The sequence below is a fragment of the Rickettsia endosymbiont of Thecocarcelia acutangulata genome (genome assembly GCF_964263195.1).
Taxonomy (GTDB): Bacteria; Pseudomonadota; Alphaproteobacteria; order Rickettsiales; family Rickettsiaceae; genus Rickettsia; species Rickettsia felis.
This window is the reverse complement of sequence record NZ_OZ181652.1, coordinates 60476-73313: the sequence shown is the minus strand read 5'-3', so window position 1 is coordinate 73313 and position 12838 is coordinate 60476. Positions and strand designations below refer to the sequence as shown.

Below are 12838 nucleotides of genomic sequence, written 5' to 3'. Positions count from 1 at the left end.
CCTTAAGTACAAATTATTATTTATTTAAATTTACAAGCAATGCTTTAGCCTGATCTTTTATTAGATCAGATACATTATTTGAAATTAATAAATTTTTTAGATTTTTTTCTGCTTGCGGTTTCATATTATTCTTAATATCCCATATAGCTTTTATGATAGTTGCCGTAGCCCAAAAAGGTTTTTTCTCGTCATCAAAATAGTTTAAATATTTTGTCAATTTTTCTTTATCTTGAATATCTAGATTTTGATCATCAATAACAAGACCACACCATGAAATACGTGCATAAGAAGTAGAAATTTCGGAATATTCTTTATTTTCAATAATTTTATTAAGCAGGTCTTTCGCTTCTGAATATTTTTTTTCTGAAATCTTTATGGCTACTTGTTCTAATGCAGCTATTTCTTTTATTTTAGTATTACTAGTAGTAACTAAATTCTCTAAAGTATTAAAAGCTAATTCCTCATTATCTTTTGTTGCTTCCAAACCAACAGTCTTAACAAAAATATCTCCGTTTTTTTGGTTATTTTTAATTCTTTTATCTTTATTATTATTAATAACAACCATTATAGTAATAGCTATTATAGAAATGATTATTATTATAGGTAAAAGCTTTTTGAAAAAAATTAACCTTTTTTCTTCATTTTGATCACTCAGTACTTCATCCAAAATATCAGTCATATTTTATTATTTTTATTTATTTTTACAGCCAAATTTAATCTTAGCATCTTCTGCCATTTTCTTGGATGCGGCAGTTCTATTAGTTGGAAATTCCTTATCAAACTTAGCAAGCATATTACAGGCTTCTGTCGTCTTTTTTAGTTCGCCTAAGGAAAGTGCTAACTTCAATAACCCATCGGAAGATTTTGCCCCTTTCGGCGACTCTTTATAGCCTTTTAAATAGTTAACCGCTGCTCCGTTATAGTCTTTTTGTTTAAAAAAGCATTCCCCATACCAGAAATAAGCATTACTAATTAGCGAACTGTTAGGATATTTTTGGATAAAATTTTTAAATTTATCTTTTGCTTCAGTAAGTTTATTATTTTTATAAGCAGCAAGAGCCAAATCGTAAGCTTGCTTATCAGGAGCTATATCCTTATTAACCGCAATAGGTTTTTTAGGAGCATTATCCGGCATATCTTTAAGCAAAGCTATATCAAAAACATCTTGTTTTTTTGAATCACCGGCTTCTAAAGCTTCAGTATTTTCTTCTTGATTTGGAATATTTGAGTTCTGCGTTAGCATATCAATTTTATGCTGTAAAACCTCAACTTTACCGATTAGCCTTCTGATTTCTTGCTCCTGTTCATCTAGTCTATTTTCAAAATCATTATTTGCTGCATATTTTAAAGGCTTTCCTTTAATAGTTTCGCTTTCTCCAAAAGAAAACATAGAAAATAAAAAAGTAAATAATAAGATAATAAGCTTCATATATTTTTTAAAAATTTATAATTTTTTTATAATACCGAAAAATTTTTAATATTCCACACAATTTTTTATATTTCGGAATTACCTAAAAAGGTGCTTTTGTTTTATACAACACTTAATAAAGACCTTATTGTCATTCTATCTCAAACAATTCTTTTTAGGCAATGCTTATATCTCAATACTACTATCATATGTAAAAGTTATTGTTATGGTGGTACCTTCATTTATCTTACTTTGCAAATCAAATTTACCGTTCATAAGTTCAACCAGCTTTTTAGTAAGCGGCAATCCAAGACCGGTACCTTCATATTTTCGACTAAGCTCACTATCGATTTGACCGAATGCCGATAAAGTTTTTGGAATATCTTTTTCTTCAATACCGATACCGGTATCTATAACTTTTATATATACTAATTTTGCTAACTCATCTTTTTCAAGTGCAATAGTAACACTTCCTCCGGAATTTGTAAATTTCACGGCATTTGATAAAAGATTTAAGAATACTTGTTTTAGCCTCTTTGGATCAGCCTTTATAACCACATGTTCTTTCGGTAATCTACTAATTAAAGCTACTTCGGCTTGATCGGCACGAGACTTAACAAGTATCAGCGAAGAACTAATTAATTTATTTAAATCAAGATCTATACTATCTACTTTTAATTTATCGGCAGAAGCTTTAGAAAGATCTAAAATATCATTAATCATACTAAGCAAATGTTTACCGGCATCATTTATATCTTTAATATAATTTTTACTTTTTTCTGCATCTCTTTCCGACATAAGAATTTCCGAAAAGCCTATTATAGCATTAAGTGGTGTACGCAATTCATGACTAATATTAGCAAAAAACTTTGTATTTGAAGAGCTGGTTTTTTCTACTTTTACTATTTGAGCTTTTAAATTTCTATTTGTTTCAAGCTGCTCCTCAATAATTTGTCTAGCATAGTTAGTATTACTAATAATTATAGTGCAGAATATTATAAAAATAATGATAAAAGTTATAAAAACTTTTTGCTCAAGAGATGTTATATTTTGCCACTGGCTGGTAATATTAGTGTTAATCTCAAATACTGCATCTACGGGAAAATCTAAATTATTATCTATAACAGGGATATAGCTAGTAACAAAAGAAGCTTCTTCTATTGTTAAATCACTTTCATTTTCTATTACTACCCTTGGTAATAATATATGACTTGTAATACCTTCAAAAGCATCTCGAAGCGGAGCTTTTGAAGTAAAGGATTTTAAAAAAAATTTATCGATTTTTGCGGTAAATATCTCAACCAAGCTATCATCTTTATAATTGTCTACACTATACATATGTAACATATTACTAGTGATAAATTTATTACCTTTGAGATCGTAGAGAGAAATATTAATATTAAGATTGGTGAACCATTGAGCGGTAATCTTTACAAAATTAATAAAATCTTGATCTTGTAATAGTTTTAAATAATCGAATTTATGTAATTTACTGATTACGTTCTGATGAGTATTCCAAATATTATCAGTGTAAAGTTCTACAATTTTAGTATGTTCCAAAGCTACTTGTTTTACTATCATTTCTTTTATCATAAAATAACGATAAAACATCATATTTATGACAATATTAAGAAATAATATAATAAATGACAATCTTACTATATACTTATTATGGTTCATTACGAGACCTTTCTTTTCTTTTAAGAGCAAGATGGGGCTCTATGTCATTCCCTCGGAAGCGGGGCGTTGTTGCATGGCTCGTTTTATGTCATTACTGCGAAAGCAGGAATCCAAAAAAAAGTATAAATACAGCAAGTTTTTAAAATTAAAAGCTAGATTAATCTCGCTTTATAGTGGATTCCTGCTTTCGCAGTAATGACATAAAACGAGCCATGCAACAACGCCCCGCATACGCGAGGATGACATTGTGTGTTATTTAGCATCCTCTTGTTTTTCCAGCTTCTTATTAATAATCAACCCTGTAATTACATCATAAGCACGAGCAAATTGATAATCTTTTTTGTATAATTCTGATAATTCATTCTCTTCTTGTTTATTATTTTTGGCTTTTGTTTCTTTTTTGCTATCTTTATTTTTAGATGAATTATCTTTATTTTTTTCATTATCATTCTTTAAGTAATTTTTTAAAGAACTTTCTGAAAAACGCTTATCTATTTTTTTCACCTCAGGATATTCGACTTTTGCCGGCTCAATTAAAATATCAGGCTCTATTCCTTCTGCCTGAATAGAACGACCGCTTGGGGTGTAATATTTAGATATAGTGAGTTTTACGGCAGCCCTAGAATTGATTTGCATTAAAGCCTGAACTGATCCTTTACCAAAAGACTTAGTGCCAAGTATTATTGCTCTTTTATGATCTTGCAAAGCTCCGGCAACTATTTCCGAGGCAGAGGCAGAATTACCGTTTATTAAAACTATCATAGGTATTTTGGGAGCTTTTAATGAAAACTCATTTGCTTTAGTTTCGCTATTACTTGATATAGTTCTACCTTTTGTTGTTACAATTACACCGGAATCAATAAAATAATCACTAACGGCAATAGCTTGATCTAGTATACCTCCGGCATTATTACGTAAATCTAGAATTATACCTTTTAGGTCATCTTTACTTTCAGTTTTTAACTTATTTACTGCTGATTTCAGCTCAGAAATTGTTGACTCATTAAAAGTAGTTATACGTATATATGCAATATTATTTTTTTCTAAATGTGCTTTTATCGGCTTGATTTTTACTATTTCGCGAGTAAGCTCTAGCTCTTGCGGTTTTGCCTCTTCTTCCTTAATTATCAACAATTTAACCTTAGTACCAGGCGTACCACGCATCTCTTTTATAGCTTTATTAGGTCCAAGCGTAGAGACTAACTCGTCATTCACGCCTACTATATAATCCCCGCCTTTAAGCCCTGCTTTGAAAGCCGGCAAATCGTCAATAGGCGATATTATCTTAATCGCTCCGCTATCATACATTATTTCAACACCGATTCCGCCGAATTCACCTTTTGTAAAAGTAAAAATATCTTCTAAATCCTCATCGGTATAATAGCTTGAATGAGGATCAAGCGAATTTAACATACCGTTAATTGCTTCATCTATCATTTTTTGCCTATCGGGTACCTGTACGTAATCCTTTTCAATACGTTCAAATACGTCTTGAAATTGCTTATAAGCTTCCTGATTTGATATTTTATTTTCAGTTTCTTTTTCTTCTTCTGCAAATGCACAAATAGAATTTATAATAAAAAATATCGTTATAATTAAACGTAATAACATAATACTCCGTATGTGTTTAGAATTTTTCCTTGTAATGACGTCCTACAGCTAAATTCAGAAAGCTTCAGACAAGATGAACTTAAGAGCAAGCCTGTGGAACGTACAAATAGTACGTGAGCAAAGGCTTATCTCGAAAAGTTCGCTTGTATCAAGCTTTCTGAATTTAGCTGTCAAATATCCAACTCGTTAATAATCTTATCCATCTTAACTAAAGCCTGTTCATAAATAAATTGAAATCTTTTTTCTGGCTTTTTACCCATTAAATCATCTACTATTTTATCGACATTTTGAAAATCTTCTAAAGTCACTTTTAAAAGCGATCTTTTTTCCGGATGCATAGTAGTTTCCTTTAATTGTGCAGGCATCATTTCGCCGAGACCTTTAAACCTACCTACTTCAATTTTAGCTTTACTAACTTTCGATAATTTATCCGTTAACCTAGCTTTTTCCTCTTCATCGCCTGCATAATAAGTTTTATTAGACTGCGTTAAACGATAAAGCGGAGGCTTAGCTAGATATAAATGTCCCTCTTCTACCAATTTCGGCATTCGTAAAAAAAAGAAAGTCATTAATAACGAAGCTATATGAGCACCGTCAACATCTGCATCAGTCATAATAATTATCTTTTCGTAACGCAAATTTTCTTCTTTATAATTCTTTAAACTACCGCAAGCAAGAGCTATTTCTAAATCTTGTATTGCTTGATTATTAACGATTTTCTCAAGCGTAGAACTCGCAACATTTAGAACTTTACCCCATAGCGGTAATACTGCTTGCGTTTCTCTATTACGTGCTTGTTTTGCAGAGCCTCCTGCCGAATCACCCTCTACAATAAATAATTCCGTCCCTTCAGGTGAAGTTCGTGTGCAATCGGCAAGTTTACCGGGTAAACGTAATTTTTGAGTGGCATTTTTACGGGAAATATTTTTTTCGTTTTTCTTACTTATTCTAAATTCAGCAATAGCAATTACATGCTCAAGTAAATTAGTAGCTAAAGCTTTATCGCTACTAAGGAAGTGGTCAAAATGATCTTTTATTATATTCTCAACCGGTTTACTTACACCGTTTGACACTAATTTTTCCTTAGTTTGTCCTTGAAAAGACGGCTCAGCTATAAAAATAGAAAGTACGACACTTGCGGTTTCTAAAATATCCTCAATAGTTAGATTAGCAGCTTTTTTATTTCCTATCATTTCACCGTATGCTTTAAGCCCACGTAAAATAGCCGATTTAAGACCTTGCTCATGCGTTCCTCCTTGAGGAGTCGGAACAGTATTACAATATGATTGAATAAATGCCGAGTTATCATTATTTTGCCAACAAATCGCCCATTCAAGTTTTATTTCGTCCGGCGTAGACTCTATATTACCTGAAAAAATTTCCAGAATAATTAAATTATCTAAAGTTATTTTTGAACTTAAATAATCTTTTAAACCGTTCGGGAAATTTATTAATGCCTTTTTAGGTATATCTGACGGTACTTCTACTTCGCATTCCCATTCTATAGTAACACCACGATATAAATAGGCTTTTGACCTTGCAAGCTCATAAATCTTTTTAGGGTTAAAATGTAATTTTTCACTAAAAATTTCCGGATCTGGAGTGAAATTTATTGATGTACCTCTTAGCCTTTTAGACGCTTCTTCACATATTAAATCAGTTAATTTTTCTCCTTTAGAATAACTTTGGCTATATAATTTACCTTGTTTATAAACCTTTATTTCTAAATGTTTAGATAAGGCATTTACTACCGATATTCCAACACCATGCAATCCGCCTGCAGTATGATAAACATTATTTGAGAATTTACCTCCTGAATGAAGAGTAGTTAAAATTACTTCTAAAGCTGATTTGTCAGGAAATTTAGGATGATTATCAATAGGAATACCGCGACCGTTATCAAATATAGTAATACTATGATCCTGATGCATTTTTATCGTGATGATGCTTGCAAAGCCGGCGACTGCTTCATCCATAGCATTATCCAGCACCTCAGATACTAAATGGTGCATAGCATTTGAATCAGTACCACCGATATACATCCCAGGTCTTTTACGAACAGGTTCAAGCCCCTCTAATACTTCAATATCTTTTGCACTATAGTTATTATCGACTAGCTTATTTTTCTTTTCTTTGTTAAAGCTGAATAAATCGCTCATATATTAGAGATTTAATTAATTATTTTCTTTCCTAAATTAAACTATTTAACATAGAAAAGCAATTAGGCACTGTTAACAAAGTCAAATTTAAAGCTAATTAAGATCTTTTTTACTGCAAATTATAAGATTTTTTTGAAATAGGAACGCTATTCCTGCAAAAATCTTATTAATTTTCGTTAAAAAATTTCTTTAATTATAACCCTTAGCTTTGATTAACATGCAAGCTATGTTAGCGTTTCCTTGAGCTAACGCAATATCTAACGGATATTGGCATTCATCATTTAGAGTAGAGATTTTAATACCTCGTATGACCAAAAATTTTGCTAAATAGTAATTATCGTTATAAATAGCAGCAGTTAGTAATGTTTCACCGCTTTTACTTTTTTCTTGCAATATTGGATAAACGTCAAGTAACGCACGCAACCCAAAAAGATTGTTTCTATCAACTGCTCTAAAAGCATTATCTACTGCCTTACAATAAGATAGATTGGCATAAATATCTTTCTTTTTATTTATATCATTATCATATTTAATAAAACTCTCTACAACTTTTCTTCTTTTGGCACTTGCTATCCATTCTTCTTTCTTTTGGAACAGCTCTATATATGTATACATATCCATCTGCTCTAAATTAGCCTGTTCTGTTAATTTACCAAGAACTATATCATCATCAGGTAAAAGTAACATTTGTGTTTCATCTTTAACGAATTTTGTTGTCGATTCCGAGGTTTCATTATTTACCTTATCATCCTGTTTTTGAATCGTGACATTTGAAGAGCTTACCGGAGGTGATTTCTCTTGATTATTTGTAGTTTGATTATTATTGACTTGCTTCTCTAAAGTCTGAGGTTGATTTGGCTTCACTACAACAACCGGTATAAGCGGAGTATTCCAATCTTGTTTTTTTGGGACATCTGAAACAGCAACAAATGTCTCTTGAGAGTTATTTATTTCCGCCGAAGAATCAGTTGTAGGAACTACTTTAGATGGAGTAGTAACAGGTGTATTCGGGCTAGGAGGTGTTATAGGCTGTGTAGAAGGTTGATTTGTAGGCATTACCGGAGGTGCAGGTACGTTACTAGGTACTGCTGGAGTTTCTGCAGGAGGTACCGTTGTCGGCATAGTATTAGGGGTAGTAGTATCTTGAATTACCGGCGGGCTAACCACAGGCGGAGAAACAGCGGGCATATTAGGTATAGATTGAGGTGCTATCGGTGCTACGCTTTCTTCTTCTTTATTATCCTCAGGAGTGGGATTAAGCGGAATAGGCTTATGCACAGGCGGCAAATTGGTTGGTTTATATATTTGCACCGGTCGCTGCGGAGGCACTACATAACTTCCTGCTTGAGCCGGAGGCATAGATACTATCGGTCTCGGTACATTAGGAGTTATAATATTAGAAGCTAAATTTGTATCTTTATGCTCATTAGAAGTAACTTCTTCCTCATGTATTTCATTACTTGTAGCACTAGGTAACTTTGCACTACCAATATCTATAAAAGGTTCAGATGTTTCCGATTCATTAGGTTCTTGTTGTGTAACTTGTATATCCGGTGTGTTATCATGAGAAGCTAAATTTGTACTATTTTCATGTTCGGTATTTGTATGAACATCATTACTTGCAGCACTAGGCAATGCTGTATTACCAACATCTATAAAAGGCTTAGATGCCTCGGTTTCATTAGATTCCTGAATGTCATGAGAAGCTAAATTTACACTATTTTCATGTTCATTACTTGCGGTGACACTAGGCAATGCCGTATTACCGGTATCTATAAAAGGTTCAGACGCATCAGCTTCAGTATGCTCTTGTGAAGCTAGCTTTGGTTCTTCTTGATTGGCTGCTTTAGTTTGCTCATTTGACTGTTTAGGAGAGATATTTTTCTTTTTTGATTTACTAAAAAATTGCTTAAATTTATCAAAAAAAGAAATATCGGAATTAGAACTAACATCCTTGTCTTTAGTATCTATTTCGGCAGACGGTAATGATGGCGGTAAGGGCGGAGGGGAAGCATAACTTTGCACTGCAACCAATAACAGATTGATAAAAAATAATATCTTACATAATTTATTTAACATATAATTCCTTATTAAATAATTATCCTAAAACGTCATTGCGAGCAGCCGTAGGCGTAGGCTGCGTGGCAATCTCATGAAATAATAACAAACTCCTGAGATTGCTTCGTCAAAACTTACAGTTTTTCCTCGCAATGACGTTATAGCTACTACCTACTTCCTAATATTCTGCACCAATTTCTTTATTTCAATTTCTACTAACTCTTTAACAAGTACAGGTAGATTTTTATCAAGCCAAGCTTTAAGTTCCGGTTTTAACATCTCAATGACTAATTCTTCAAGTGCATTTTTAGATGAGATATTATTATCCAGCTTTTTATCTTTAATAGTATCGGTAAAATTTTTAAAAATATCACCTACCGCTTCAGCAGATTTAGTTGATATTAACTTTTCTTCCTCATCTTGATTTACTATTTCCGTTAGCTCTAATATATCTTCATCTTCACTATCATTTTCATAAATAGGATTTTTACGCTCGTTAATTACTCCTTTAATCGATTTTAATATGTCTTCTACAGACATATCTTGGTTCTTTTTATTTTCCTTACTCACGTTAGAAACCTATAAACATTTTCTTTTTAATAGTCTTAAACTCTTCTTCAGGACTAAAATATTTTACTTTAAGTTTTAAACTTTGAGCCGTTAGCTCGCCGGTTAACAATTTCATTTGATATGCCGCAAGTACTGAATTCTTATACGCATCCACACGAGTTATTTTTGCTTCATACAATTTTTGCTCAGCATCTAAAACATCGAGTATAGTTTTGGAGCCGACTATTTCCTCTTGCACCGTACCGTCATATGATATTTGTGCAGCCTCTACGCCTTGATTAGCTGCAACAATACGAGATTTTGCTGCTTCAAATCCTTCCCACACGCTTACAACACCCGCTTGTGTCTGCTTTATCGCACTATCAAGCTGAACTGCACTATTTCTTGTTTGGTTTTTAGCTGATCTGATTCTTGAATATTGAGCTCCTCCTTCAGGATAAATAGGAATATTTACCGAAAGAATAGTAGTATAGCTTTTATTGTTTATATTTTGAACAGCTGGATCTTGTGGATTATAGTTAGTTCTACCTGATTGCAACTTTACGCTTACTTGCGGCAATAATTTTCCTTTCTGCACCATTTCCAAAGCTTTCACCGAAGTTACATTATGTCTTGCCGAATCAATATCAGGATTTAACTTAGCGGCTTTTCTTGTTAACTCATCCAATGAAGCAGGTAACCTATCAGGTAAATTAGGCATAGTTATATCTTTAGGCTCTATACCGAATACTCTAATAAAATTTGCTTTTTTTCCTTGAAAATCGGCATAGGCAGCTAGTTTATTCGTTTCTGCCGCTGCAAGCCCTGCTCTTGCGGTTGCTATATCTATTGCCGTTGCTTCCCCTAGTCTTAATTTCTCTTCAACAGTGTTAACTTGTTGTATGTTAGTACGAACCCTACTTTCAGAAATATCATATTTCTCTTTGCTCTCAAAACAATCAAGATAAGCAGTTATTAAATTTAATAATATTTTTTGTTCGCCGGCATAATATTCGCCTCGTGACGCTCTAAACCCTGATTGAGCAGCTTTAAGAGCCGCAACACTAGAACCACCGCTAAATAATGATTGCTCAATTGTTAATGCACCTTGATTGCTATCTGTCTCTCTTGGAGTAAGACCAAGCCTATCAGTATATTTTTGATTATATTTAGTCTTACTATTTTGTCTATTAATCTGCAATCCAGCACTAGGCATAAATCCTGAGAAAGCTTGAGGGAACTGCTCAATTGCATTCAAAAACTTAATTCTAGCAGTTTTCAGCTCCTCATTATTCTTATATCCTTCAGTTAAAGCTTCCTGCAAATCAACAGCAGCAGCCGAACCGGTTAGTAATAATGTGATAATAAATGTAGTTAATTTACGCATAAATTTTTTGAATAATTGATAATATGTTAGTTAAATTAATTTAATCTTTCAAGAATATACCTATATCCCAATAAAACAATATAAATCTATTTGTAGCAATGTTAGCACGTAATATAACAAAAATTAATCTCAAGGGCAATGATAACTATTTTACATTTTACTTTACGGTTATAAAGCTTTAAGATTAATTAATATTTGGTAACAAAATAATAAATTTTATGTCTATAATTGATTTTTCTAGTTTTAGTGGATTAAATAAAGAACAACAAAAAAACTACAAAGACTTTTAATAAAATTAAACGGTTTTACAAAATCTTTGAAAATGAATGTAAAAGATTTAGAAGATCATTTATTTTATATTTTACAAAATTCTTTAAATGAATTATCTCACACTGAAAATATTGATGTAGAGAAAATAGAAAAACTTTTTAATAGAACAATCCAAGAATCTCTAACTACTTTATCTGAAGCACTTGAGAAAGTATATCAAGAGGATTATTGTAGAAAAATGTTTAAACGTTTTAGAACAAGTTTTAAAATTTCAGCAAGAATTAGATAAACTCTATCCTGGAGCTTCTAAAAAAATTATAGAATCATTAGAAAATATATTAGTCGGGATTATATCCACTCAAATACCGATGCTTGGAATATTTATACAAACAAGCGGAATACTTGAAAAAGTAAATAATCTTATTGACTCTGAAAAACTATTGCCAAAAATAACAAAATTGCATAATGATATAAAAGAAATAAGGGAAGAGGCTAAATCTAATGAGAAGCTTGAAAACATCTATGAAAAAGCCAAGAACATTGCCGCAATTTCAGAAATATCAAAAGAACCGCCTCGAAAAATTATTGAAATAGCAAATAAAAACCCTAATAACCAAGCTTCACTAGAGAATGCTGCAAAAGCTGCTAAAGCTATACCAAAAAACAAAGATGAAGTAGAAGAAAAAATAGCAGAACTAAAAAGTAATATTGAAAATGCAATTCCACAAGATATAAATACTGACAAATTAAACTCTGTAAAGAATACTATTTCGGATAATCTAAATGAAGCTAAAACAGAATTATTAAAAGTATTAAATCCGGAAGTTTCTTTTGGCGAAAAGATAGAATCTTTATGTAAAGCCGCAGAAAAAGCTATGGAAATTGCAAGTGACATAAAAAAAATAGTAGGAGTAATACCAGGAAGTAAAGAACTCGGAAATGTTATAAGTCTAGCAATAAAAACTAACTTATTACCGCCTCCGGTCTTAGCAGTTGCAAAGCTAGCTCCTGATATAGCTAACTTAGTTAATATAGGTAAAGCAGTGGTTACGATGCTTTCTAAAACACAAAACTTAACTCAACAACAAGGAAGAGCAAAATAGTGTCTAATTCTAATACTCATATTTTAATTGCCATAGGTTGCTTAGCATTATTATTAATATTTTTAATGTATAAGAAAATAGCAGCACGTAAAAAAAATATATTACCTACTGAAGGAGGTAATATTGATGATTCGCCAAATGTTGCCCTTAATAGTCAAAAACCGGAAAATAAAAAGCTGACATTACAAGAAAGAATAGAATTATCTTGGAAATTCCTTTACAACATTACGGAAGTTATTTTAAATAAGTTCTCTAAAGAAGATGTTGTTCAAGTGAATAAATGCGGTCAAGTTTTATTTGAAAACGGCGTTAGATATGAACATGTAGTCGACCTTGCAATCCCTCAAGTCAAATCTCATACTCAAGCAGTTGAACAAGAACAATCTAAAGGTAAAAAAGCCTTAGGGGTGTAACTTTTTTCTTTAAAGCAGGGTTAAAATCAATACTTATATTACTATTTAGGAATAAACTCCGATTAAGTTTAGATTGTAAATATTTTTTTCGTCATTACGAGCGAGCATTGCCCGCGGGAATGACACCGAGTAGGTTTTATCGGTCCACGCGGGCAATGCCTGCTCGCAATGACGATTATTAACAACACCTAGATACTAAT

At 32.1% G+C, this 12838-nt stretch carries 9 protein-coding genes and 1 pseudogene; 2 read left to right on the top strand and 8 right to left on the bottom strand.

What is annotated here, in order from left to right:
• Positions 1-16: 16 nt before the first annotated feature.
• From ACE38Q_RS00360 to ACE38Q_RS00325, 8 genes are all read right to left on the bottom strand, one after another.
• Positions 17-679, bottom strand: coding sequence for a DUF2659 family protein (locus tag ACE38Q_RS00360; protein WP_500189644.1), 663 nt, complete (start codon positions 677-679; stop codon positions 17-19).
• Between the two features lie 12 nt (positions 680-691).
• Complete coding sequence (gene ybgF / locus ACE38Q_RS00355) at positions 692-1429, bottom strand: tol-pal system protein YbgF (protein WP_500189643.1); 738 nt, start codon at positions 1427-1429, stop codon at positions 692-694.
• Positions 1430-1594: 165 nt separating this feature from the next.
• Complete coding sequence (locus tag ACE38Q_RS00350) at positions 1595-3088, bottom strand: sensor histidine kinase (protein WP_500189642.1); 1494 nt, start codon at positions 3086-3088, stop codon at positions 1595-1597.
• A gap of 252 nt (positions 3089-3340) precedes the next feature.
• Entirely contained in the window at positions 3341-4699 is a 1359-nt protein-coding gene (locus ACE38Q_RS00345) for a S41 family peptidase (RefSeq protein ID WP_500189641.1), read from the bottom strand.
• Positions 4700-4869: 170 nt separating this feature from the next.
• The gene (parE, locus tag ACE38Q_RS00340) at positions 4870-6858 is read right to left on the bottom strand and encodes a DNA topoisomerase IV subunit B (protein ID WP_500189640.1); all 1989 of its coding nucleotides are present in this window, start codon (positions 6856-6858) and stop codon (positions 4870-4872) included.
• 189 nt (positions 6859-7047) lie between these two features.
• Positions 7048-8937, bottom strand: coding sequence for an ankyrin repeat domain-containing protein (locus tag ACE38Q_RS00335; protein ID WP_500189639.1), 1890 nt, complete (start codon positions 8935-8937; stop codon positions 7048-7050).
• A gap of 150 nt (positions 8938-9087) precedes the next feature.
• Positions 9088-9486 (bottom strand): DUF2497 domain-containing protein, encoded by a 399-nt coding sequence (locus ACE38Q_RS00330; protein WP_500189638.1) that lies wholly within the window; start codon positions 9484-9486, stop codon positions 9088-9090.
• A 1-nt stretch (position 9487) separates the two neighbouring features.
• Positions 9488-10852, bottom strand: coding sequence for a TolC family protein (locus ACE38Q_RS00325; RefSeq protein WP_500189637.1), 1365 nt, complete (start codon positions 10850-10852; stop codon positions 9488-9490).
• A gap of 218 nt (positions 10853-11070) precedes the next feature.
• Here ACE38Q_RS00325 and ACE38Q_RS00320 point away from each other — a divergent pair.
• Positions 11071-12225, top strand: a pseudogene (locus ACE38Q_RS00320) (hypothetical protein).
• Positions 12225-12638 (top strand): DUF2660 domain-containing protein, encoded by a 414-nt coding sequence (locus ACE38Q_RS00315; protein WP_500189636.1) that lies wholly within the window; start codon positions 12225-12227, stop codon positions 12636-12638. The pseudogene ACE38Q_RS00320 and the gene ACE38Q_RS00315 overlap by 1 nt, the downstream one beginning before the upstream one ends.
• Positions 12639-12838 lie beyond the last annotated feature (200 nt).